This window comes from Bradyrhizobium sp. WSM3983 (assembly GCF_000473045.1).
Lineage (GTDB): Bacteria > Pseudomonadota > Alphaproteobacteria > Rhizobiales > Xanthobacteraceae > Bradyrhizobium.
On the sequence record NZ_AXAY01000001.1, the window covers coordinates 1 to 24,650 of the forward strand.

At 64.1% G+C, this 24,650-nt stretch carries 20 protein-coding genes and 1 pseudogene; 6 read left to right on the plus strand and 15 right to left on the minus strand.

Annotated elements, in window-relative coordinates:
• From YUA_RS51500 to ltnD, 7 genes and pseudogenes are all read right to left on the minus strand, one after another.
• Positions 1 to 161: pseudogene (locus YUA_RS51500) on the minus strand (IS701 family transposase); the annotation flags it as partial.
• Between the two features lie 120 nt (positions 162 to 281).
• On the minus strand, positions 282 to 1,478 hold the full coding sequence (locus tag YUA_RS0100010; RefSeq protein WP_027528771.1) for an efflux RND transporter periplasmic adaptor subunit: 1,197 nt from the start codon (positions 1,476 to 1,478) through the stop codon (positions 282 to 284).
• Positions 1,465 to 4,644 (minus strand): efflux RND transporter permease subunit, encoded by a 3,180-nt coding sequence (locus tag YUA_RS0100015; RefSeq protein WP_027528772.1) that lies wholly within the window; start codon positions 4,642 to 4,644, stop codon positions 1,465 to 1,467. Before YUA_RS0100015 ends, YUA_RS0100010 begins: the two co-directional genes overlap by 14 nt.
• A 244-nt stretch (positions 4,645 to 4,888) precedes the next feature.
• Positions 4,889 to 6,580 carry a methyl-accepting chemotaxis protein gene (locus tag YUA_RS0100020; RefSeq protein WP_027528773.1) on the minus strand — a complete coding sequence of 564 codons (1,692 nt, stop codon included), beginning with the start codon at positions 6,578 to 6,580 and terminating at the stop codon, positions 4,889 to 4,891.
• A 165-nt stretch (positions 6,581 to 6,745) separates the two neighbouring features.
• A complete protein-coding gene (gene otnK, locus YUA_RS0100025; RefSeq protein WP_027528774.1) occupies positions 6,746 to 8,035 on the minus strand; it encodes a 3-oxo-tetronate kinase in 1,290 nt (429 codons plus the stop codon).
• Complete coding sequence (gene otnI, locus YUA_RS0100030; RefSeq protein ID WP_027528775.1) at positions 8,032 to 8,814, minus strand: 2-oxo-tetronate isomerase; 783 nt, start codon at positions 8,812 to 8,814, stop codon at positions 8,032 to 8,034. The genes otnK and otnI overlap by 4 nt, the downstream gene beginning before the upstream one ends.
• A 12-nt stretch (positions 8,815 to 8,826) precedes the next feature.
• Positions 8,827 to 9,885, minus strand: a complete 1,059-nt coding sequence (gene ltnD / locus YUA_RS0100035; protein WP_256375352.1) for an L-threonate dehydrogenase — start codon at positions 9,883 to 9,885, stop codon at positions 8,827 to 8,829.
• Here ltnD and YUA_RS0100040 point away from each other — a divergent pair.
• Positions 9,849 to 10,553 (plus strand): aldolase, encoded by a 705-nt coding sequence (locus tag YUA_RS0100040; protein ID WP_035970266.1) that lies wholly within the window; start codon positions 9,849 to 9,851, stop codon positions 10,551 to 10,553. The genes ltnD and YUA_RS0100040 overlap by 37 nt on opposite strands.
• A gap of 139 nt (positions 10,554 to 10,692) precedes the next feature.
• On the opposite strand, the gene YUA_RS0100045 is transcribed toward YUA_RS0100040, so the two are convergent.
• The 6 genes from YUA_RS0100045 to YUA_RS0100070 all read right to left on the minus strand — a co-directional run bounded on the left by YUA_RS0100045 (position 10,693) and on the right by YUA_RS0100070 (position 16,273).
• Positions 10,693 to 11,397, minus strand: a complete 705-nt coding sequence (locus tag YUA_RS0100045) for an ABC transporter ATP-binding protein (RefSeq protein ID WP_027528778.1) — start codon at positions 11,395 to 11,397, stop codon at positions 10,693 to 10,695.
• The gene (locus YUA_RS0100050) at positions 11,381 to 12,112 is read right to left on the minus strand and encodes an ABC transporter ATP-binding protein (protein WP_027528779.1); all 732 of its coding nucleotides are present in this window, start codon (positions 12,110 to 12,112) and stop codon (positions 11,381 to 11,383) included. Before YUA_RS0100050 ends, YUA_RS0100045 begins: the two co-directional genes overlap by 17 nt.
• On the minus strand, positions 12,109 to 13,092 hold the full coding sequence (locus tag YUA_RS0100055; protein WP_027528780.1) for a branched-chain amino acid ABC transporter permease: 984 nt from the start codon (positions 13,090 to 13,092) through the stop codon (positions 12,109 to 12,111). Before YUA_RS0100055 ends, YUA_RS0100050 begins: the two co-directional genes overlap by 4 nt.
• Positions 13,092 to 13,970, minus strand: a complete 879-nt coding sequence (locus YUA_RS0100060; RefSeq protein ID WP_027528781.1) for a branched-chain amino acid ABC transporter permease — start codon at positions 13,968 to 13,970, stop codon at positions 13,092 to 13,094. The genes YUA_RS0100055 and YUA_RS0100060 overlap by 1 nt, the downstream gene beginning before the upstream one ends.
• A gap of 153 nt (positions 13,971 to 14,123) precedes the next feature.
• Entirely contained in the window at positions 14,124 to 15,368 is a 1,245-nt protein-coding gene (locus YUA_RS0100065) for an ABC transporter substrate-binding protein (protein ID WP_027528782.1), read from the minus strand.
• Between the two features lie 89 nt (positions 15,369 to 15,457).
• Positions 15,458 to 16,273, minus strand: a complete 816-nt coding sequence (locus YUA_RS0100070; RefSeq protein ID WP_027528783.1) for a putative hydro-lyase — start codon at positions 16,271 to 16,273, stop codon at positions 15,458 to 15,460.
• A 119-nt stretch (positions 16,274 to 16,392) separates the two neighbouring features.
• Here YUA_RS0100070 and YUA_RS0100075 point away from each other — a divergent pair, with 119 nt between their 5' ends.
• Genes YUA_RS0100075 through YUA_RS0100090 form a run of 4 tightly spaced genes read left to right on the plus strand, consistent with a single transcriptional unit; the run spans position 16,393 to position 20,601 of the window.
• Positions 16,393 to 17,310 (plus strand): LysR family transcriptional regulator, encoded by a 918-nt coding sequence (locus tag YUA_RS0100075; protein ID WP_027528784.1) that lies wholly within the window; start codon positions 16,393 to 16,395, stop codon positions 17,308 to 17,310.
• 31 nt (positions 17,311 to 17,341) lie between these two features.
• Complete coding sequence (locus tag YUA_RS0100080) at positions 17,342 to 18,592, plus strand: Zn-dependent hydrolase (protein ID WP_027528785.1); 1,251 nt, start codon at positions 17,342 to 17,344, stop codon at positions 18,590 to 18,592.
• Between the two features lie 12 nt (positions 18,593 to 18,604).
• Positions 18,605 to 19,516: an NAD(P)-dependent oxidoreductase gene (locus YUA_RS0100085; RefSeq protein ID WP_027528786.1), complete on the plus strand. Its 912-nt coding sequence runs from the start codon at positions 18,605 to 18,607 to the stop codon at positions 19,514 to 19,516.
• Between the two features lie 11 nt (positions 19,517 to 19,527).
• Complete coding sequence (locus tag YUA_RS0100090; RefSeq protein WP_027528787.1) at positions 19,528 to 20,601, plus strand: malate/lactate/ureidoglycolate dehydrogenase; 1,074 nt, start codon at positions 19,528 to 19,530, stop codon at positions 20,599 to 20,601.
• A gap of 234 nt (positions 20,602 to 20,835) precedes the next feature.
• Here the strand turns inward: YUA_RS0100090 and YUA_RS0100095 are convergent, their stop codons facing one another.
• Entirely contained in the window at positions 20,836 to 21,909 is a 1,074-nt protein-coding gene (locus tag YUA_RS0100095) for a tartrate dehydrogenase (RefSeq protein WP_027528788.1), read from the minus strand.
• Between the two features lie 155 nt (positions 21,910 to 22,064).
• On the opposite strand from YUA_RS0100095, the gene YUA_RS0100100 reads away from it, so the two are divergent.
• On the plus strand, positions 22,065 to 23,483 hold the full coding sequence (locus YUA_RS0100100) for an amidase (protein ID WP_027528789.1): 1,419 nt from the start codon (positions 22,065 to 22,067) through the stop codon (positions 23,481 to 23,483).
• A 59-nt stretch (positions 23,484 to 23,542) separates the two neighbouring features.
• Here the strand turns inward: YUA_RS0100100 and YUA_RS0100105 are convergent, their stop codons facing one another.
• Positions 23,543 to 24,649: an amino acid ABC transporter permease gene (locus tag YUA_RS0100105; protein WP_027528790.1), complete on the minus strand. Its 1,107-nt coding sequence runs from the start codon at positions 24,647 to 24,649 to the stop codon at positions 23,543 to 23,545.
• Position 24,650 lies beyond the last annotated feature (1 nt).

Below are 24,650 nucleotides of genomic sequence, written 5' to 3' on the forward strand. Positions count from 1 at the left end.
GCAGCCATCGGCTCGACGCTCTTACGTTCGCCCGGCAATATCAAGCCGGTGCAATAGTCACGCAGCGGCCTCATCCGCACTGCCTGACCGATCACACTTCCAAGCCCAGCTACATAGGCCGCAAACCGTGCCCCGCTGCTTTCACCCTGATTGAGATCCATCTGGCCCTCCGCATGCCAAATATTGAATCTCCTCAAATATTTGATTCTCCGCCCACCGCGGCCGCGACCGAATGACTCAGTAAGATTAGCCGAAGGCGTAACCCACCCTACAAAACCGTCTCAGCCCTTCGGCGCCTGCTTTTCCGACGCAGTTGCCGGCTTGCCGCCGGCGCCGACCACGCGCACCTGGTCGCCGTCGGACAAGCCGTCCGGCGGCGCCGCGATGATGCGGTCGTCGGGCGCGATGCCCGAGGCAAGCTCGATCTCCTTGCCGAGATCGCGGGCGATGGTCACGGTCTTGAACTGCACCTTGTCGTCGGAGCCCACGGTCGCAACGCGCAGGCCGTTGCTGTTGAAGATCAGGGCACTGGCGGGAATGCTGAGCGGCGCGGAATCGCGCTGCAGGTTCAGCTTCACGCTGGCGTAGCCGCCGGGCATCAGCTCGCCGCTCGAATTGTCCAGGCCGAGCTGCATGCGCGTGGTGCCCGAGGCGACGTCGACCGCCTGCGAGGAGGCCTCCACCGTGGCCTGGAACGTCCGGTTCGGGTAATCCGGCATCACCATGGTGGCCTTGGCCCCCATCTTGATCGCCGGCACGTAGTTCTGGGGCACGTTGACGTAAACGCGCAGCTTGGTGATGTCGGAGACCACGAACATCGCCGGACCCGAACCGCCGCCGGCGTTGATCAGCGCACCGACGTCGGTGTCGCGCGCCGTGACCACGCCGTCGAACGGCACGGTGATCTTCTTGTAGCCGGCGAGCGCCTCGAGCCGCTCGACATTGGCCTGCCCGGAATGGACGGCGGCGTTCTTGTTGGAGAGATCGGCGGTGCGCTCGTCGATCTCCTGTGCCGAGACGAAATTGGAGGCCACCAGCGTCTTGCGGCGGTTGAGCGTTGCCTCCGACAGCCTGGCGCTGGCCTGCTGGCTGGCGAGGTCGGCGCGGGCCTGCAAGAGCTGCTGGTCGAGGTCGGGCGCCTCGATCTCGGCGATCACCTGCCCTGCCTTGACGCGGGCACCGATGTCGGCGCTCCAGCTTTTCAGATAACCGGAGACGCGCGCGAAGATCGGGGCGCGGTAATAGGCCTCAAGCCGCCCCGGCAGGTCGATGGTGGAATTAAGCGCCTTGGCGGTGGGCAGCGTGACCGCAACGCTGGGAACGGCCTGGTCATCGGTCCATTCCTTCAGCTTGGAGCTTTGGTCCTCGCGAGCCCGGATGCCGGTGCCGACCACGAGGCCTGCCGCAATCAGCGCCACCACGCTGAAAATGCCCAGTTTCCGGCGCGACACCGGGGAGCGGGATTCAGTGGGCGACATGCGGAGTCTCCAATGGGGCGGCGGCTTTGGCGCCTTGTTTCTTGTGTACCATGCTGAACACCACGGGAACAAACATCAGCGTGGCGAAAGTTGCAAAGATCAGGCCGCCAATCACGGCGCGGCCAAGTGGCGCATTCTGCTCGCCACCCTCGCCGAGCCCCAGGGCCATCGGCGCCATGCCGATGATCATGGCGAGTGCGGTCATCAGCACCGGCCGAAACCGGACGAAGCCGGCTTCCAGCGCGGCCGCGATGGGGTCGCCCAGCTCCTCATAGCGCTCGCGGGCAAAGGAGATCACCAGCACGCTGTTGGCGGTGGCAACGCCCATGCACATGATGGCGCCGGTGAGCGCCGGCACCGACAGCGTGGTCTGGGTCGTGAACAGCATCCAGACGATGCCGGCGAGCGCGGCCGGCAGCGCCGTGATGATCACGAACGGATCGGACCAGGACTGGAAGTTCACGACGATCAGGAAATAGATCAGCACGACGGCGCCGAGCAGGCCGAACAGAAGACCGGTGAAGGCGCTGTTCATGGTCTGCACTTGACCAAGCAACGCCACGGAGGAGCCCTTCGGCACGTCTCTGGCGGTGTCGGCGATGGCCTGGCGGATGTCGGTTGCGACAGCACCGAGATCGCGGCCCGACGTCGTGGCAAAGATCTGCACGAGGTTTTGAATGTCGTATTGCGACACCACCGCGCTCGAGGTTGCACGCTTGATGTCGGCGATGCCGCCGAGGATCGGCGACTGCGAGGCGCCGGCCGCGGTGATCGGCAGCGTCTGCAACGCGCTGAGCGAATCGATCTGATATTGCGGCGTCTGCATCACGATCGAATAGGACACGCCGTTATCGGGATTGAGATAGTAAGTCGGCGCCACTTGTGACGAGCCGGCGAGATTGACGACGAGGCTGTTGGTGACGTCGCGCTCGGTCAGGCCGACATATTGCGCGCGGGTGCGATCGACATCGATATTGAAGGTCGGCAGGTTCGGCGATTGCTGGATGCGGGCATCTGCAACGCCTGGAATGCGGCGGACCCTGGCGAGCAACTTGTTGGCGTAGGCAAAGTTGCCGTCGAGATTGGCCCCGCGGATTTGCAAGTCGATCGGCGCCGGCGCGCCGAAATTCAGGATCTGGCTGACGATGTCGGCCGGCAGGAAGGCGAAGCTGACGCCCGGGAACAGCCGTGGCAGCTGCTCACGCAGCACCTTCACATGCTCTTCGGTCGGCTTGTGACCTTCCTTCAGCTTGATCTGGATGTCGCCGTCCTGCGGACCGATCACGCCGGTGTTGTTGTAGGTCATGTTGATGCCGGAGATCGGCATGCCGATGTTGTCGGTCATGGTCTCGATCTCGCCCGGAATCAGCTTGCGCACCGCCTTCTGCACGTCCGCGAGCTGGTTGGCGGCCTCCTCGACGCGGGTGCCGACCTGGGTGCGCACATGCATCAGGATGTTGCCGGCATCGACGGCGGGGAAGAAATTGCGCCCCAAGAACGGCACCAGCGCGAAGGACGCACCGACCACGCAGAGGAATCCGATCACGAACACTGCGCGGTGTGCAAGGGCGAGCCCGAGGAAGTTATGGTAACCGCCACGAATGCGCTCGAAGCGTGCCTCGAAACCGCGCTGAAACCACACGAGCGGATTGCGCGATTTCGGCGGCTCGCCCTCATGATGGACATGGGCCTGCAGCAAATAGTTCGCCATGGTCGGCACAAGCGTGCGCGACAGGATGAACGACCAGATCATCGCGAACATCACCGCTTCGGCCATCGGCACAAACAGGAAGCGCGCGACGCCGGTGAGAAAGAACATCGGCACGAATACGATGCAGATACAGAGCAGCGAGACAAAGGCCGGCGTCACGATCTGGTTGGCGCCGTCGAGGATCGACTGCTCGACCGGCTTGCCCTGCTCGAGATGATAATTGATATTCTCGATGGTCACCGTGGCGTCGTCGACGAGGATGCCGACCGCTAGCGCAAGGCCGCCGAGCGTCATGATGTTGAGCGTCTCGCCGATCGCCGACAGCATGACGATGGCACCGAGCACGGACAGCGGGATCGAGACCGCGATGATGACGGTCGAGCGCCAGCTGCCGAGGAACAGCAGGATCATCACGCTGGTGAGCAGCGCCGCGATCACGCCTTCGAAGGCGACGCCCTGGATCGCGCCGCGGACGAACACCGACTGGTCGCCGATGAACCCGACCTTCAGCGCGTCCGGCATCTGGTCCTTGACGTCAATCACCTTCTGCTTGATGCCGGCGATGATATCGAGCGTCGAGGTCGCGCCCGCCTTCAGCACCATCATCAGCACCGAACGGTTGCCGTCGACGTGGACGATGTTGGTCTGCGGCGGATTGCCGTCGCGCACGGTGGCGACGTCGCGCACATAGACCATCGCACCGTTGACGGTCTTGATCGGCAGATTGCCGAGCTCGTCGATCTTGAGTGGCGAGTTGTTGAGCTGGATGCTGTACTCGAAGGTGCCGATCTTCTGGGTGCCGACCGGCGTGATCAGGTTCTGGGCCGCGAGCGCATTGGCGACGTCCTGGCCGGACAGGCCACGGGCCTGCAGCGCGGTCGGGTCGAGGTCGATCTGGACCTGGCGCTGCTTGCCGCCGAACGGATACGGGATCGCCGCACCGGGCACGGTGACGAGCGGCGTGCGCAGCTGGTTGATTCCGATGTCGGCGAGGTTCTGTTCGGTCAGGCCGTCGCCCGACAGCGCCACCTGGATGATCGGCACGGTGGAGGCGGAGTAGTTCAGGATCAAGGGCGGCGTCGCGCCCGGCGGCATCTGCTTCAGCAGCGTCTGCGAGATCGCCGTAACCTGCGCATTGGCGGTGCGGATGTCGACATTGGGCTGGAAGAAGATCTTGATGATGCCAAAGCCGTTATAGGAATTGGCGGTGATGTGCTCGATGTCGTTGACGGTCGTCGTCAGCGCCCGCTGGAACGGCGTGGTGATGCGGCCCGACATCTGGTCGGGCGGCAGGCCGGTGTACTGCCAGACCACACCGATCACGGGGATGCGGATGTCCGGAAAGATGTCGGTCGGCGTCCGCAGAGCCGCAAGCGGCCCGATGATCAGAAGCAGGAGCGCCAGCACGACAAACGTGTAGGGCCGGCTCAGGGCAATACGAACCAGAGCAATCATTCGTCAGGCAATTCCAAAACAGGGGACAGGGAACACCCCCGCGGGTTCCTCGGCTGATTTAGCCGAACACCGCCGAAATGGCTAATGGGCAGCGCGTCACGCGCGGTCACTTCCCTGCTATTGCATAGCGAAATCGCATTCCAGATATGCAGCCTCTGGCCAAAAGATTACAGAGAGGGCTTTCAACCACGTAAAAAAGCGGCGCCCGGAGGCGCCGCTTTCAGAACAGGTATCGTCTTCAGGCTTACGCCGCGCGGACGTTGGTCAGGAACTTGCTGACCTCGGTCTTCAACCGGGTCGAGTCGTTGGACAGCATCTGTGCCGCCGACAGCACCTGCGAGGAGGCCGTGCCGGTCTCGGTCGCACCGCGCTGCACGTCGGTGATGTTGGAGGAGACCTGCTGGGTGCCGTGGGCCGCCTGCTGCACGTTGCGGGCGATTTCCTGGGTCGCGGCGCCCTGCTCTTCCACTGCGGCGGCAATCGCCGAGGAGATTTCCGAGAGTCGCTCGATGGTCGAGGAGATCTCCTTGATGGCGCCGACCGAGTCGTTGGTCGCCGCCTGGATGCCGGAGATCTGCTGGCCGATCTCGCCGGTCGCCTTGGCGGTCTGCTCGGCGAGTGCCTTCACCTCAGATGCGACCACCGCGAAGCCGCGGCCGGCCTCACCGGCGCGCGCCGCTTCGATGGTGGCGTTCAGCGCCAGCAGGTTGGTCTGGCCGGCGATGGTGTTGATGAGTTCGACGACGTCGCCGATGCGGGAGGCGGCCTTCGAGAGCTCACTGACGCGTTCGGTGGTGGCGCGGGCCTGGCCGACGGCGTCACCGGCCATCCGCGCCGATTCCTGCACCTGACGGCTGATCTCGCCCACGGAAGAGGCCATCTCTTCGGTCGCCGAGGCCACCGACTGCACGTTGGTGGAGGCTTCTTCGGAAGCCGCGGCAACCGTGGTCGCCAGACGCTGCGAGCGGTCGGCGGTCCCGGTCAGCGTCGAGGCCGAGGCTTCGAGTTGGGTCGAGGCCGACGACACGGTCTGGACGATCTCGCCAATCATCGTTTCGAATTCGCGGGTGACGTTGTCGACGCGGCGGCCGCGCTCGATCTTGGCCTCGGCATCGGCCGCAGCGGCCTCGTCGGCGGCCTTCTTGGCGATCAGCGCCTCCTTGAAGACCTGGAGCACGTCGGCCATGGCGCCGATCTCGGTCTTATCGCCGCGATGCGGGACTTCGGCGGACAGGTCGCCCTTGCCCAGCGCCTGCATCGGCTCGATGATCGAGTTGATGCCGCTGGAGACGTCCCGGACGAGATAGAAGCCGACGCCGATGCCGGTCAGGACGGCTGCGCCGAGAATCACCACAACCAGCATGAAAGCATTGAAGTAGCTATCGGCGGCATCCTGGGCCGCCTGAGTGCCGCCCTTGGTATTGAGGTCGATATCCTTTTGCAGGACCTCGTCAGACTTGAGGCCGATCTTGTTGACCGTCTTTGTGTTCAGCTCATGGGACGCGTGCGGGACCTTGCCGGCCTCCATACGTGACAGCTCCATGACCTCTTCGGCGCCTTTCTGGTAGTCGCCCCACAGCTTGGACCACTCGGCATACAGCGCGCGCTCTTCCGGTAGGCTAATCATGGCCTCATATTGCTTGCGAGCTTTCCCCAACGTCTCCGTCACTGTCGCCGCGGTTGTTTCTGCCGCAATCTTGTCGTCCAGCTTCTCGGACAACATGTGCTCGCGAACCACATTGCGATAAGTGATGACGGCGGCGCGAATTTCGCCGAGCACCCGCACGCTGGGCATCCAGTTCGTGGTGATGTCGGTGGTGTTGGCATTCATCGACCGCATCTTCATGACGGCGAGCACGCCCATGCCGGCCATCGCGACCAGCAGGAACGCCACGACGCTGATGATCTTGGCGCGGATGGAGATGGTGGCGAGCATAATTGGGTCTCTTTACGTTGGCGCGGCACGCGGCCTGGAAAAGCAGTCAACCGAAAGCGGCGGTGCCGATATCCAACAACAAAGCGACTGAGCAGTTGTTAACTACGACTCCGTACGAGTACGGAACGCTAAAGAAATGAACGGGGCGCTAAAAACGCCCTGCGCTCAGCGCATGAGCCCAAGCGCGTCCGAGAAAAACTCGGGTCCACCGAAATTGCCCGACTTCAAAGCGAGCAGCATGTCGCCCGCCTCGGCGCCGACGGCACGAAGCACCGGCACACCCGCGGCGATCTCCGCCCCAACGAGGAAGCCGGGAATCCTGAGGCGATCGACGACGGCACCGGAGGTCTCGCCGCCGGCTATGATCAAGCGCCGAACGCCTGATTTCACTAGGCTTTCCGCGATATCGGCCATCGTCTGCTCGATCGCCTGCCCCGCGGCGTCGCGGCCGTGACGCGCCTGGAGCGCAGCGACATCAGCCGGCGTCGCGCTCGATGCAATCAGCACCGGCCCCTGGGACAATCGCTCCTTCGCCCAGTCCAGCGCGCGCTGCGTTTCACTCGGTCCCGTAAGAATACGGTCAGGGTCGAGATGTAACACCGGCATGACGCGTTCGGCGTTGGCGATCTGCTGCAGGGTGGCCTGCGAGCAGCTTCCCGCAAGGCACGCCGCCTGTCCGCCGACGGCGGCACCCCGGTCGCTGCTCGTGGTGGCCGACTTGACCTTGCCGGTCGACACCAGCGCGCGAGCGAGCCCAAGGCCGATACCGGAGGCACCGACCGACAGCCGGTGCTCGACGGCGACAAGGCCGATGGTCTCGAGGTCGCGGTCGAACACGGCGTCGATGATCGCGGCGCCGATGCCCTTGCCTGATAACTCAGCAAGCCGGGCCCGTACGGCCTCCGCCCCGCGCGTCAGGGTCGCGAGATCGACGAGATCGATCTGCGTCTTGCTCTGGCGCGCCAGTACGCGCACCAGGTTGGAATCATGCATCGGGTTGAGCGGATGGTCCTTGAGCGGACTCTCGTTCAGCGGCACGGCACCGACGAACAGATTGCCCTGGTAGACGGTGCGGCCGGTCTCCGGGAAAGCCGGCGTGACCAGCACGACGGCCTCGCCGCAATCGGCGCGCAGCGCATCCATCACCGGCCCGATATTGCCGGCGTCAGTGGAATCGAAGGTCGAGCAGATCTTGAACAGCACGTGGCTCGCGCCGCGACCACGCAGCCACTTCCCGGCCGCGCGCGAGCGTGACACCGCAAGCCCCGCCTCGATCGAGCGGCTCTTCAGCGACACCACGACGGCATCGACCTCCGGCAGCTTCAGATCGTCGGCGGGCACGCCGATGGTCTGCACCGTGCGCAGGCCGGCGCGCGTGAGCGTGTTGGCGAGATCCGAGGCGCCGGTATAGTCGTCGGCAATGCAGCCAAGAGAAATCTTCGCTGCTAGCGTCACGGCTTCACTCCCGCATAGGGCTTGAACCAGGCGAGCCCATCGGCGGTCTTGCCACGCGGATTGTATTCGCAGCCGACGAATCCGGCATAGCCGAGGCGGTCGAGCTCATCGAACAGAAACGGATAATTGAGCTCCTCGCCGTCAGGCTCGTTGCGCGAGGGAATGCTGGCGATCTGGATGTGGCCGATGATCGGCATCATCTCGCGCAGCCGCATGGTGACGTCGCCATGAATGATCCCGCAGTGATAGATGTCGAACTGAAGTCTCAAATTGGGAAGCCGCAACTCCTGGATCAGATCGCGCGCGAAGCCGAAATCGTTGAGGAAATAGCCTGGCACGTTGCGGGAATTGATCGGCTCGAGCACGATGTCGATGCCATGCGGCGCGAAGAACTCCGCGGCCCACGCCACCGATTTGTAGAAGGCCTCGATTGCGACGCGTTCGCCGCGGTTGGCGATGCCCGCCATCAAATGCAGCCGCTTGACGCCGGTCGCTTTGGCGTAAGGCAGCGCCGTCTCCAGGCTCGCCTTGAGATCGGCAAAGCGTGCCGGCAGTGCGGCAAAGCCCTTCTCGCCGGCGCTCCAATCGCCCGGCGGCAGGTTGAACAGCGCCTGTGTCAGGCCGTTGCGCTTGAGCCGCTCGCCGACCGCTTCGACCGGATGCTCATAGGGAAAGAGAAACTCGACAGCGGTGAAGCCGGCTGCCGCGGCGGCATCGAACCGGTCGAGGAACGGCACCTCGGTGAACATCATCGAGAGGTTGGCGGCGAAACGGGGCATTGGAATCCTCTTCTACTTGTCGCCGGGAAGTTTTACGCCGGTGACCTGCGCATACATCCGCGCCACCGACGCATCATCGTCACGCCCCATGCCGGCGGCTGACGTCATCAGGAACATCTGGAGGGCCGCGGCGGAAACCGGCACCGGGAATCTGGCGCTGCGCGCCATGTCCTGGATGATGCCGAGGTCCTTGACGAAGATCTCAACCGCGCTGCGCGGCGTATAGTCGCCGTCGAGCACGTGCGGCATGCGGTTCTCGAACATCCACGAATTGCCGGCAGACGCCGTGATCACCTCATAGACCTTGCGGATGTCGAGGCCTTGCTTGGCGGCGAACGCGATTGCTTCGCTCGCGGCGGCGATATGCACGCCGGCCAGCAGCTGATTGATCATCTTGAACGCCGCACCCTGCCCAGCAGCATCGCCAAGTTCGTAGAGCTTTGCCGCCATGGCATCGAGCGCCGGGCGCGCTTTCGAAAAGGCGGCCGGGCCGCCGGATGCGAGGATCGTCAGCTCGCCTTGCGCGGCACGCTGCGCACCGCCGGAGATCGGCGCATCCAGGTAATTTCGCCCGGTTGCTTCCAGCTGTTTTGCCAGGCGCCGGGCCACGTCGGGATCCATGGTGGCAGAAGAGATGAAAACACTGTCCTTCGGCAGGGTCTCCGCGACACCATCTTTGCCGAACAGAATCGCTTCGGTCTGCGCGGCATTGACGACGACGCTGACGACGATGTCGGCGCCCTTGGCCGCCTCGGCCGGCGTTGTGGCGCCGGCGCCGCCGTCCTTCACAAAGCGCGCCACCGCATCGGCCGAAACGTCGCAGCCGGTGACCGTATGGCCGGCGCGCTTCAGCGAGGTCGCCATGCCGTACCCCATCGAGCCGAGCCCGATGACGGCGATGCGCTGATTTTGTGACGTGGAGGCGGCCATGCAACTAACCCTTCGAACGTTTCCCGGACGGCCGCCCTTTGCGGCGGCTCGTAACCTCGAATAACACGGCTTGGCCGCGCTGCCAAAGCGTGAGACAAGCGGGCATGACGGCCATGAGAACTGAAACGAGCAACGAGACAAGGCTGCGCGAGGATATCTGCCGCTTGGGACGGTCCCTGTTCGAGCGCGGGCTGACGCCGGGCTCGTCCGGCAATATCAGCGTCAGGCTGGATGGCGGCGGCTGGCTGGTGACGCCGACCAACGCCTCGCTCGGCTTCCTAGATCCTGCAAAACTGTCGCGGCTGGACGATCAGGGCCGACTCATGTCCGGCGATGCGCCGACCAAGGAAGTTCCGCTGCATACCGCACTCTACGACACGCGCGGAAGCGCGCGGGCGATCGTGCATCTGCATTCGACGCATTCGGTCGCGCTCTCGATGCTGCCCGAGATCGACCCGCGCGCCGCGCTGCCGCCGATGACGGCCTACTACCTGATGAAATGCGGCGCTACCGCGCTCGTGCCCTATTACCGCCCCGGCGATCCCGCGGTCGCGGATGCGATCAAGGGACTGGCGGGGAAATATTCATCCGTGCTGCTCGCCAATCACGGGCCCGTCGTCGCCGGCGACACGCTGGAAGCGGCGGTGTTCGCGACGGAAGAACTGGAAGAGACTGCGAAGCTGTATCTGCTGCTGCGCGGGATGAACCCGCGTTTTCTGTCGCCGGACCAGGTGACGGATCTGGTGAAGGTGTACGGGGTGATGCTGCCGGAGGATGGGCACGAGCCACACACGCCGGCGTCATCCTGAGGTGCGAGCCTTGCGATGCAAAGCATCGCAAGTTGAAGCCTCGAAGGATGGGCTACAGGCGCTTGCGGCTCATCCTTCGAGGCGCGCAAGAGCGCGCACCTCAGGATGACGGCAGTGCTCGCGGAGGCAGCTCCGGCGCCTACAGCCCCAGATACGCTTTGCGCACGTCCGGATTGCCCCTGATGTCGGCTGCCGGTCCCTGCATCAGCACGCGTCCGGTCTGCAGGATGTAGGCGCGGTCTGCGATCTCGAGGCACTCCGCCATGCGCTGTTCGACGATCAGCACGGTCATCCCGGCATCGCGGATGGTTTTCACCGCCTGGAAGATTTCATCGACCAACTTTGGCATGATGCCTTGCGACGGCTCGTCCAGCATCAACAGCCGCGGACGCGTCATCAAGGCGCGGCCAATCGCGAGCATCTGTTGCTCGCCGCCGGAGAGCGTTTCGGCGCGCTGCTCAAGGCGTTCGGACAGGCGCGGGAACAGCTTGAAGACGAGATCGAGCGGCCCCTCGCGATCCGCCTCGCCGCGATAGAGATAGCTGCCGAGGCGGAGATTGTCGCGCACAGAGAGGCGTGGAAACAGGCGGCGGTTCTCCGGCACATAGGCAATGCCGGTGGCGGTGATGTGATGCTGCGCCATGCCGTCAAGGCGCTTGCCGTCGAACGTCACGGTGCCCGAACGCGGGCGCTCGGCACCGGCGATGGATTTGAGCAGCGTCGACTTGCCCGCACCGTTGGCACCGGCAACGCAGACGATCTCCCCCTTCTGGACCTCGATCGAGATCGCGGAGATCGCGACCAGGCCCTGATAGGCGGTCGTGACTTCATGCACTGACAGCATGACGATCTCCCAGATATGCGCTGATCACCTTGGGATCGCGGACCACGTCGGCGGGCTTGCCTTCGACCAGAACCTTGCCGAGATCGAGCACGATGGCGCGGTCGACCAGCGGCATCACGATCTCCATGACGTGTTCGACCATCAGAACGGTGATGCCGGTATCGCGTACTTTTCGCACCAGCGCCACACCGGTTTGCGCCTCGGTCGGTGTGAGGCCGGTGAGGACCTCATCGAGCAGCAGCAGTTTCGGTTCGGTCGCAAGCGCACGAGCAACTTCGAGGCGGCGCTTCTCGGCCGGCACGAGGTCGCTCGCGAGCACGTCGGCGCGCGCGGCGAGCCCGGTGAACTCCAGTACTTCATGCGCCTTGCGGCGCGCCTCGCGCATCACCGTGTTGCGCACCAAGGCACCGACGATGACGTTGTCGATGACCGTCATGGTCTCAAAGCTCTTGACGACCTGGAAGGTGCGTCCGACGCCGCGCTGGCAGCGTTCAGCCGCGGGCAATGTGGTGACATCCTCACCGTCGAACCAGATCGAGCCTTGCGTCGGCGGCAGAACGCCGGCGATGAGATTGAACAGCGTCGACTTGCCGGCGCCGTTGGGACCGATCAGACCGACGATCTCGCCGCGGCCGACTGAGATCGAGACGTCGCTGTTGGCGACGAGGCCGCCGAACCGCTGCCAGACGCCGCGGGTTTCAAGGAGCGCGGTCATCGCGTGGCTCCCTTTGCCTTTGAACGGGAGAACAGGCTCACCAAGCCTTGCGGCAGCGCCAGCGAAATCGCCACGATCAGCGCACCATAGACGATGAGGTCGACGCCGCGTCCGGAGCCGCCGATATAGGAGCGCGTCAGTTCCGTCATCGGGATCAGGATGGCCGCGCCCAACACGGGACCCCAGAGGGTGCCGATGCCACCGAGCACGGCCGGGAGCGCCATCAGCAGCGAAAACTGGAAGCCCATGACGCTTTCTGGATCGATATAAGCGAGGAACTGCGCATAGAACGCGCCGCCGACGGCAACGAGGAAGGCGGAGACGGCGGCCGCACCCATTTTGGAGTTGAACACGACGACGCCGAGGCTTTCAGCGGCTTCCGGATTGTCCTTCACCGCGCGCCACCAAAAGCCCCACTTGGAATCCTCCAGCCACCAGGTGACGAACCAGGCGAGGCAGCAGAGCGCAAGCGCGAAATAGAAGTACGGCAGCTTGCTGCGCAGGAACTGGAATTTCAGCCAACTGTCGCCGCGCACCGGAATGGTGATGCCCATTGCGGCCCCCGCCCATTCCCAATTCTGGAACAGCAACAGCCCGATCTCGGCGATGACGATGGTCGCGATCACGAAGTAATGGCCACGCAGGCGGAAGAAGGGATAGCCAAGCCCCATCGCGATGAGAGCCGCGATTACGCCGCCGGCGAGCATGCCGAACCAGGGCAGCACGCCGAACTTGGTGAACAGCAGCTCCGTGGTATAGGCGCCGATGCCGAAATAGAGCGCGTGGCCGAGCGAGATCTGACCGCAATAACCGGACAGGATGTTCCAGCTCTGCGACAGCGCCGCATACATCAGGGTCAGGATCAGGATGTTCTGGACGTAGACATCCCTGACGAACACCGGCGCGAGCGCTGCGAGTCCAGCCAGGACCGCGGCGATGATGAGATCGCGGCGGCGCCGCGCGGCAAAATTCTTGTCCATCACATCTGTCCGAACAGGCCACGCGGCCGGATGAAGACAACGAGCAGATAGACAGCATAGATGCCGACCGACTTCAGCGAGGGCGGCAGCACCAATGCGGTGGTCGCTTCGACCAGGCCGACGATGATGCCGCCGGCGAAGGCGCCGAACACGCTGCCGAAGCCGCCGAGCGCGACGGTCACGTAGGCGATCAGCGCAAAGGATGCGCCGACATCGGGATAGATGTAGAAGAACACCGCCATGATCGCGCCGGCAAGACCGACCAGCGCGGCCCCTAAGCCCCAGCCGAGCGCAAACACGCGATTCTTGTCGATGCCGACCAGCGCCACCGCGCCGGGATCCTCACGGGTCGCTTCCAGCGCACGGCCAAAATCAGTGCGGTGGATGAAGAAGTAGAGGCCGGCAAAGGCCGCGATCGCGACCAACGCGCCGATCAGTTGCGGCTCCGGCAGGAAGATGCCGGCGACGGAGATGGTCTTACCGCCGGCCCAGGAGTGCGGGATGCTTCGGTAGTCCGGGGTGAAGAAGAACTGCGCGAGCCCGCGCATCACGATGGCGAGGCCGAAGGTGGAGAAGATCTGCACCATGCCGGCGTTGGCTTTGGCCCGCATCGCGAAGCGCACGACCAACAGGTAGACCACGGCTCCGAGCACGAACAGCGCCGCGGCGACCAGCGGCGCTGACAGCAAGGGGTCGATCGCGAAGAACGTGAACAGGAAGAAGCTCACATACATGGCGATCATCAGGAACTCGCCATGGGCGAAGTTCACGACGTCCATCAGGCCGAAGATCAGCGCGAGGCCGACCGCAATGAGTCCGTAGAGCAGGCCCATCAGGAGGCCGCTCGCGAGACTCTGGATAATGGCTTGGGCTGTCACAAGTCTGTCTCCCGAAATACGTCCTCATCCTGAGGAGCGCGCACAAGCGCGCGTCTCGAAGGATGGCCCAGCCCTCGTCCTTCGAGATGCGGGCTACGCCCGTTCCTCAGGACGACGGCGGGAGCTACCGTCTGCGCTCCCGCTCTTCGCACCTTACTTCATCGGCCAGGTCGCTTCCGCGATCGCGGCCTGCGGCGGAAAGATGGTGACGAACTTGCCGCCGATATATTGCAGCAGCACCGGGTCGGCGTCGTTGTTCTGGCCCATGTCGTCGAACTTGACGCGCTTCCAGGGCATGATGGTCTGCTCGCCCGGAATGTCCGTGGCGGCGAGCGCATCGCGGATCTTCTCGCCATCGGCGGACTTGGCGCGGTTGATCGCGTCAGCGAGGATGATCAGGCCCATAAACTGGCGCGAGGTGAGGTCGTTGAAGTCCTTGCCCGAGCGCGCCTTGAACATCTCGTTGAGCTTGCCGACCATCGGGCGCTTCTGCGCGAGGTCGAGCGAGAAGGTGCCGCGCGAGATCACGCCTTCGAGCTTGTCGCCGACGGCGTCGTAGAGCGCCTTCTCGGAAAAGCCGGCGTCCTGCGCCACGATCGCGTTCGGCTTGTAGCCGAGCTCGGCCATGGTCTTGACCAGCAGAATGCCGTCGGTGGTGTAGCTCGACGGCATCAGCACGTCGGCATTGGCGCTCTTGAGCTGCTGCACCTCGGCCGACAGCGAAGGCGAGTTGGCACGGTACTTAATGTCGGAGACGATCTTGTAGCCGCGTTCGCCGGCGATCTTGGCCTGGGCGTTGCCGGAGTCGGTGCCGAAAATGGTGTCTTCGTGGAACAGCGACAGCGTCTCGATCTTGGTGCCCTTCTTCTTCAGGGCATCGAAGAAGTCGAACATCGCGGCCGAATACATTTCGTCATGTGGCGCCGCACGGAAGTAATATTTGAGACCGCGGCGATGCAGGCTCGGCGAGGAGTTGTCGGCCGAAACGAACGGGATCTGGTAGCGCTCGCAGATCTGGCTGACAGTGACGGCCACCGCACTCTGATAGGTGCCGATGATGGCGGAGACCTTCTCCTGCGTGATCAGGCGCTCGGCCTCGGCGCGGCCCTTCTGCGGATCGGCCTGGTGGTCGGCAAACACGAGACGCACCTTGGCGCCGCCGAGGCCCGGCAGGCCCTCGCCCTTCGCCAGCGGCAGATCGAAATCAGTGTCCTTGTTGATGACCTCGAGCGCGGTCTCATAAGCCTTCTGCGCGTCGACGCCCTGCTGCGCACTGCCGCCGGAGAACGGATAGATGACGCCGATCACGACTTCAGAGGCCTGGGCGCGTGCAGCGAGCGGCACCAGGGCAGCAGTGGCGGTAGCACCGAGCAGAACGTCGCGGCGAGAGATCGTCATGGCAGAGTCCCCTGTTACTGAATTTCGACAGATCGAATGAAACGATTGACGGGTACGGTAAAGCCTGAAGAAGCAGCAAACGCTGCCCACTAAATCACGGCCATGGTTCTGTTCTTTAGATCCGTCACCAACATCAAACCAGGCGAATGCGTAATCGCGAACGGAACCTTGGCGGCATTGATGACTGATTGCGGCGTCACGCCGCAGGCCCAGAACACCGGGATCTCGTCATCGGCAACAAATACGGGATCACCATAGTCGGGCTTGGCAATGTCCTTGATGCCGATCAGATGCGGATGGCCGAGATGGACGGGCGCGCCGTGCACGGCGGGATAGCGCGAGGTGATCTGCACCGCGCGGATCGCATCGGCCGGCTTGAAGGGGCGCATCGAGACCACCATCGGACCCGCGAACGGACCGGCCTCGCCGCAGGCGATATTGGTGCGGTACATCGGCACCCGCACATTCTGCTCGATGTGCCGGATCGGCATGCCCTCGTCGAGTAATGCCTCCTCGAACGAGAACGAGCAGCCCAGCACAAAGGTCACGAGATCGTCGCGCCAGTGCTTGGTGACGTCGGTCGGCTCGTCCACGACCTCGCCGTCGCGCCAGACGCGGTAACGCGGCACGTCGGTGCGGATGTCGAGATCGACGCCGAGCGCGGGGATGTGCGGGCTGCCGACGTCAGACATGCCGATGATCGGACACGGTTTGGGATTGAGCTGGCAGAAGCGGTGGAAGGCGCTGGCGTATTCCGCCGGCAGGATCGCCAGATTGCCCTGGACGAAGCCGGGAGCGACCCCCGCGGTGGAACCGACCTCGCCACCACGATAGGCGAGCCGTGCCTTGCGGCTCGGGAGGGTGTCGGGCGTTTCAGTTTGCTGCGCTGCCACAAAAACAGTCATGTGATCGATCTGCCTATGAACTCGACAAGCGTAGCCAACATCAAGCATACTATAAAGTCTAATCGTCCTTTCTAATGGGTATCGATAAATCTATTTTATCGATCAGGAAAATCCTTCCAATGCTGGACTTCAGGTCGATCGAAACCTTCCTTTGGGTTGTGAAGCTCGGCAGCTTCCGCGGCGCCGCAGCACGGCTCAATACAACCCAGCCGGCGATCTCCCAGCGCATCGCCCAGCTCGAGCGCGAGATGGGCGTAAAGCTCCTGAACCGCGATCATCGCGTGGCCTCGCCGACCCCGAGCGGCCGGCAGATGATGGTCTATGCGGAAAAGCTGATCGGCCTGCGCGCTCAGATGATGGCCGAGATCGGCGATCGTTCGGCGATGCGCGGCGTGATGCGGCTCGGCGTCGCCGAGACCATCGTGCACACCTGGCTGCCGCGGCTGGTGAAGAGCATGAACGAAGTCTATCCGAACCTGTCGCTGGAGATCGAGGTCGACATCACGCCGAACCTCACCGCGCGCCTGCTTGCTCAGGAGATCGAGCTTGCCTTCGTGGTCGGGCCGCTGTCGGCCTCCGGCGTGCACAATCGTCTTCTCGCCGATTATCCGATCGGCTTTCTCGCAAGCCCGTCACTCGGGCTCGGCCATGGCCCGGTGACGCCCGCCGATCTCGCGCGGTTTCCGATCATCACTTTTCCGCGCAAGACCAGACCCTACGAGGTCGTGCGCGAGGTGTTCGACCGGCCGGACCTGCCGCCAATCCGTCTTCACGCCTCTGCCTCGCTCGCCACCGTGATCCACATGGCGGTGGAAGGTCTCGGCATCGCCGTGATCCCCGACGCCATCGTCGAGAACGAGCTCGCCGACGGTCGGCTGCAGTTGCTCGACACCGATCTCGAGATCGCGCCGCTGACGTTCACGGCAAGCTGGCTCGCCTCGCCCGACGTCGTCGCGGTGGAGCGCGTCGCCGAGCTTGCATGTCAGATTGCGCAGAGCAGCCTCGCAGTTGACGCGCCCGCGCTGGCGCGTCATTGAAAAAGGCGCCGGACCAATGAGAGACTGACGCATGAGCCGAGCCGCGACTAATTTGCAAATCGATTCCGCCCGCCTCTGGGGCTCCATCCACGAGACCGCGCAGTTCGGCGCGACGGCCAAAGGCGGTGTGCGGCGGCTGACGCTGAGCAGCGAAGACAAGCAGGTTCGCGACTGGTTCCGAAAGGCCTGCGAGGAAGCCGGCCTCGAGGTGCATGTCGATGCGCTCGGGTCTCAGTTCGGCCTGCGCAAGGGCCGCGACATGTCGAAGCTGCCCGTCGGCATCGGCTCGCATCTCGACACCCAGCCGACCGGCGGCAAATATGACGGCATTCTCGGCACGCTCGGCGCGCTCGAAGTGATCCGCACGCTGAATGATGCCGGCATCGAGACTGAGGCGCCGATCTGCGTCGTCAACTGGACCAACGAGGAAGGCTCACGCTTCGCGCCGGCGATGATGGCGTCCGCAGCTTACGTCGGCGATTTCACCACCGACGACATCCTCTCGCGCAAGGACATCGAGGGCACCACCGTCGGCCAGGCGCTCGACAGTATCGGCTATCGCGGCAACAAGCCGGTCGGCTTCCAGAAGCTCGGCTGTTTCGTCGAGCTGCACATTGAGCAGGGCCCGATCCTGGAAGCCGAGGGCAAGACCATCGGCGTGGTCGATTCCGGCCAGGGCGTGCTGTGGTACGATGGCAAGATTTCCGGCTTCGAAAGCCACGCGGGATCGACGCCGATGCCGTTGCGGCGCGATGCGCTGGCGACGTTGTCCGAGATCGTGCTGGCGATGGAGGCCACCGCGAAGAAGCACGGGCCGAACGCGGTCGGCACCATCGGCGAGGCTGTGATCGCAAACCCCTCGCGCAACGTCATTCCCGGCGAGATCGCCTTCACGATGGATTGCCGCAGCGCCGATGGCGCGATCATGGATGCCCTCGATCGCGACCTGCGTGCGGCCATCGCCGAGATCGCCGCGCGCCGCAAGGTCGAGGTCAAGATTGATCTCGTCTGGCGCAAGCCGCCGACGCATTTCGATCCCAAGCTCATCACGGCCGTCGAGAATGCGGCCGAGACGCTGGGCTATTCCTCCCGCCGCATCACCTCCGGCGCCGGCCACGACGCCTGCAACCTCAACACCGTGATGCCGGCGGCGATGGTGTTCGTGCCGTGCAAGGACGGCATCAGCCACAACGAGCTGGAAGACGCCACGCAGGGCGACTGTGCCGCGGGCACCAACGTGCTGATGCACACCGTGCTGGCGATCGCCGGCGTCGCATCCTGATCGGAGACAGACATGCGCGGAGTTTTCGTCGACGCCAACGAAGCCCTTGCCGTGATCATGGAGCGGCTGGAGAAGCCTGATGATCCCAAGGTACGGATCCACCGGGACCCTGATATCAAGCCTGAGCAATATCCTGAGATCCTCGACGGCGCCGAGATCGCGATCGTCGACCACACCGCGCTTCCGACCGAAGTCGCGAAGAAATGCGCGGGCCTCAAGCACGTCGTGTTCCTCGGCACCGGGGCGCGCAGCTACATGAATCCGGAGGAGCTCGCCGAGCTCGGCATCTCAGTGCATCTGATCAAGGGCTATGGCGACACGGCCGTAGCGGAGTCCGCGATAGCGCTGATGTGGTCTTCCGCGCGCGTCATCGCGATGATGGACCGCGAGATGCGCGCCGGCAACTGGCTGCGCGAGGACGGCATGCAGCTCACCGGCAAGACGCTCGGCCTGATCGGCTTCGGAGGTATCGCGGCCGAGGTCGCGCGCATCGCATCCGGCAGCGGCATGAAGGTGATCGCCTGGAATCGCTCGCCGAAGACCCATCCCGGCGTCGCGTTCACCGATCTCGACACGCTGCTGGCGCGGAGCGACGTCGTATCGCTGCATCTGCTGCTCAACGACGAGACGCGCGGCATGATCACACGCGAGGCGATCGCCAAGATGAAGCCGGGCGTCGTCTTCATCAACACCGCGCGCGCCGCGATCGTCGACGAGCAGGCGATGATCGATGCATTGAAGTCGGGCCACATCCGTCACGCCGGTCTCGATGTCTTCAACGTCGAGCCGCTGCCCGCGGACCATCCTCTGACCAAGATTCCGAACGTGACACTGTCGGCGCATTCGGCGTTCCGCACGCCGGAAGCGAGTGAGAACCTGATTGAAGCGGCATGGGTCCATTGTCGCCGGATCGTGAAAGGATAAGAGCAACAACAATGGCCGACTATCGCACCATCAAGGCAGAGCCGCTCACCAACGTCATCCGCGCCATCGTCAAGGCGGGCGGGTCTACGGACCGCGAAGCCGGGCTGGTGTCCACCAATCTCGTCGAGGCCAATCTCAAAGGACATGACTCCCACGGCGTCGGCATGATCCCGCGCTATGTCCAGAGCGTCACCAACGGCGGCCTCGCCGTGAACCAGCACGTCAAGATCGTGCTCGACACCGGTCCGCTTCTCACCCTCGACGGCCTCACCGGCTACGGCCAGGTGATCGGCCATGAAGCGATGGAGCTGGCCGCAGAGCGCGCCAAGCGCAACGGCGTGTGCCTCGTCGGCCTCTCCAACGCGCACCACATCGGCCGCATCGGCCATTGGGCCGAGCAGTGCATCGACCACGGGCTGGTCTCGATCCACTTCGTCAACGTGATCTCGCGCCCGATCGTGGCGCCCTGGGGCGGCAGCGATGCGCGCCACGGCACCAACCCGTTCTGCGTCGGCATCCCGCGCAGGGGCAAGGACCCGATCGTGCTCGACTTCGCCACCAGCAGGATCGCGCAGGGCAAGACCCGCGTCGCGCACAACAAGGGCGTCGAACTCGAGCCCGGCACCATTATCGACAATGAAGGCAAGCCCACCGTCAATCCGCGCTACACCGTGATCCCGCCGCACGGCGCCATCCTGCCGTTCGGCGAGCACAAGGGTTCGGGGCTCGCGCTGGTGTGCGAAATCCTCGGCGGCGCGCTCTCTGGCGGGCAGGTGGTCAAGGGCCCGTCTGACGGCAAGCACAACGTCCTCAACGGCATGCTCTCGATCATCATCGATCCGGACAAGCTCGGCACCGGCGAAAACCTCGCGCGCGAAGTCGAGAGCTTTGTCGCCTGGCACACCGGCTCGCCTCCCGGCCCCGGCGTCGACAAGGTGAAGATCGCCGGCGAGCCCGAGCGCGAGACGAAGCAGAAGCGGTTGGCCGAGGGAATCCCGGTTGACCCGACCACCTGGCAGGAGATTGTGGAGGCCGGCAAGAAGTTCGGGCTGGATCAGGCAGCGATCGAGAAGATCGTGGGCTGAGCAAGGACGAAGCAATCACAACCGCTGTCGTCCCGGACAAGCGCAGCGAAGCGGAGCGTTGATCCGGAACCCATAACCACAGGGAGTGGTTTGGCGACGACTCGGAGTTACCTGCGAATGCTGCGATTACTCCCTGTGGCTATGGGTCCCGGATCTGCGCGCGGTTTGGCGCGCTTGTCCGGGACGACCACGGAGTTTGCCGCGATGGCGGAGCCTAGCTCTCGCGAGTCCCCACTAATCCACCATCTCCGCCACCGCCTTGCCGCAAGCCGTGGTGTCGGCGTTGCCGCCGAGATCCCGGGTGCGCAGCGTGCGCTCCGCCAGCGTGCGCTCGATCGCATCGACGATCGACTTGCCGGCGACCTTCTCGCCGAGATGCTCGAGCATCATCGCGCCCGACCAGATGGCGCCGATCGGGTTCGCGATGCCCTGCCCCGCGATGTCAGGCGCCGAGCCGTGCACCGGTTCGAACACCGAGGGGAAATCGCCCTCGGGGTTGATATTGCCCGACGGCGCAATGCCAATCGTGCCGGTGCAGGCCGGACCGAGATCGGAGAGGATGTCGCCGAACAGGTTGGAGCCGACGACAACGTCGAACCAGTCCGGGTGCAGCACGAAGTTCGCCGTCAAAATGTCGATGTGGTACTTGTCCCACTTCACGCCCGGAAACTTCTTGGCCATCGCCTCCACCCGCTCGTCCCAATAGGGCATGGTGATGGAGATGCCGTTCGACTTCGTCGCCGAGGTCAAATGCTTCTTCGGCCGCGACTGGGCGAGCTCGAAAGCGAACTTCAGAATGCGGTCGACGCCGGTGCGGGTCATCACCGTCTGCTGGGTGACGAACTCGCGGTCGGTGTCCGGGAACATGCGGCCGCCGACGGAGGAATATTCGCCTTCCGTGTTCTCGCGCACCACCCAGAAATCGATGTCGCCGGGCTTGCGATTGGCCAGCGGCGACGGCACGCCGGGCATCAGCCGCACCGGGCGCAGATTCACATACTGGTCGAACTCGCGACGGAATTTGATCAGCGAGCCCCAAAGCGAAACGTGATCCGGAATCTTGGCCGGCCAGCCGACCGCGCCGAAATAAATCGCGTCGTGCTTGCCAATCTTTTCTTTCCAGTCGTCCGGCATCATCTGGCCGTGCTTCTCGTAATAGTCCCAGGACGAGAAGTCGAAATGATCGAAATGCAGGGAGACTCCGTGCTTCTTCGCGGCTGCCTCTAAAACGCGCAGGCCCTCGGGCATCACTTCCTTGCCGATGCCGTCGCCGGGAACGACTGCGATCCGGTATTGTTTCTTGCTCATCGAGAACGTCCTTGTTTGGTCCGGCAGCCGCCGCTTTTTTTGACCGCACTGCAATGGACCAAAGTCAGCGGCAGTGCAACGCTGCACTGCAATGTTGACCATGGCGCAGCCGTGCGCCTACTGATTTCATCCTTGTTCCGATAGGAGCACAATACTTGTCTCAAGACCTGATCCGCGAAACCGCCTGCGCCGTCGTCGACAAGCTACGCTCCGGCGATGTCTCTCCACTCGAACTGCTGGATGTCCTGGAGAAGCGCATCAGTGAGGTCGACGGCAAGGTCAACGCTCTGCCGACGCTATGCTTCGATCGCGCGCGGACCAACGCGAAAGCGCTGATGCAGAAGCCGGCCGGCGCGCGCGGTCTGCTGGCCGGCCTGCCGCTGCCGATCAAGGACCTGACCGATGTCGCGGGCGTGCTGAACACGCAAGGCTCGCCGATCTACAAGGACAACATTCCCGCGACGTCCGACCTCATGGTCGAGAACCTCGAGGCCAATGGCGCGGTCGTCTACGCCAAGTCCAACACGCCGGAATTCGGCGCCGGCGCCAACACCTTCAACGAAGTGTTCGGCGCGACGCTCAATCCCTGGGATACGACCAAGTCGGCGGCCGGCTCCTCCGGCGGCGCGGCGGTGGCACTCGCGACGGGGATGGCCTGGCTGGCGCAGGGTTCCGACATGGGTGGCTCCTTGCGCAGCCCTGCGGCCTTCTGCGGAATCGTCGGCATGCGGCCGAGCATCGGCCGCGTCGCGCATACTCCCAAATCGGGCATCGATCGCAATCTCGGCGTCGTCGGCCCGATGGCGCGCAATGTCGAGGACCTCGCATTGCTGCTCGACGCCATGAGCGGCGACTATGCGGACGATCCGCTGTCGCTGCCGGCGCCGACAACCTCCTTCCTGTCGGCCGCGCGCTCGGGCAAGAAGCCAAAACGCATCGCCTACTCGCCCAATCTCGGCATCACACCGGTTGATCCCGAGGTACAGGCGATCACACGCAAGGCGGCCGAGCGCTTCGCGGAAGCCGGCGCCATCGTCGAGGAGGCACATCCGGACTGGCGCGAGGCGCACGAATGCTTCCACGTGCTGCGCGCCTTCGATTTCGCGATCACCAAGGCCAATCTGCTGCGCACCAAGCGCGACCTGCTCAAGCCCGAAGTGATCTGGAACATCGAAGAGGGCCTCAAGCTCACCGTCGAGCAGCTCGCACGCGCCGAAGCGCAGCGCGTCGGTATGACCTCACGCGCGATCGAGTTCTTCAAAACCTACGATCTCCTGCTGACGCCGACCACGATCGTCCCTCCCTTCCCGATCGAGAACCGCTATGTCGCGGAATGCGCAGGCAAGAAATTTGAGAACTACGTCGAATGGCTCGGCATCGTCTACGCCATTACGCTCGCCTGCTGCCCGTCGCTGTCGTTGCCTTGCGGTTTCACCGCCTCGGGCTTGCCGGTCGGCGTGCAGCTCGTCGGCGCTCCCCGCGCGGATGCGCAGGTGATCGCTGGCGCGAAGGTGCTGGAGGACATTTTGGGCCTGGGCGGGCAGACGCCGATCGATCCGCGGGCGAAGAAGTAGCGCTCCGCACGCTCGGTACGCACCCTCGCCCCGCTCTTGCGGGGAGAGGTTAAGAACCTTCACCTCGCGCTCGTCGCTTCCAGGCTCCGGCTATAACGCGACATTGCAAAGCAGAAGGCGAAGTAGATCGCGGCGACGAAGATGTAGACTTCCACCGAAAACTGCTGCCAGGCCGGATCGATGATCGCGGTCTTCGCCGTCGTCAGCAGGTCGAAGATGCCGATGATCAGGACCAGGCTGGTGTCCTTGAAGAAGGCGATGAAGGTGTTGACCAGCGGCGGGATGACGTGGCGGATCGCCTGCGGCAGAACGACCAGCCGGTGCTTGCGCCAATAGGACAGCCCCAGCGCGTCGGCGGCCTCATATTGCCCGCGCGGCACGGCCTGGAGGCCGCCTCGGATGACTTCGGCAAGATAGGCGCCCGCGAACAGGATGATCGCGATCTGCGCGCGCAACAGCTTGTCGATGTTGAATCCGCTGGGCATGAACAGCGGAAACATGACGCTCGCCATGAACAGCAGGCTGACCAGCGGCACGCCGCGGATCAGTTCGACATAGACCACGCTCAGCGAGCGGATCGCCGGCAGTTTTGAGCGCCGGCCGAGCGCGACCAGAATGCCGAGCGGGAAACCGAACGCCAATCCGAACGTCGCCAGGATCAATGTCACCGGCAGCCCGCCCCAACGATCCTGCGAGACGAAGGGGAGCCCGAACACGCCGCCCCACATCAGCACGCTGATCAGCGCAAGGGCGCCGATCCAGAGATAGGCGAGCTCGCGCCGCCACAAGGCGCGGCGGGTGGAGAGATAGAACAACGCGATGAACAGCACCACGGACAGCGCTGGCCGCCATTGCTCGTCGAACGGATAGGTGCCGAACAGGATGAAGCGGTATTTTTCGGGGATGATGGCCCAACAGGCGCCGAGGCCGCGCACCGCCTTGCAGGCGCTGGAATCGTTGGCCGGCGTGAGCCAGACCGCGTTGGCGATGCCCCACTGCACGAAGCTGATCACGCCTTTCGCCAGCACCGCCAGCAACACCACCGAGAGGATGCCGTTGGGAATCGACGAGAACAGATTGGTGCGCAGCCAGCGCAGCACCGGATTGCCAATTTGCGGGCGGCGGGCGGGGCGCGGCAGGTCCGGCATGTCAGTGATCGCGGTCATG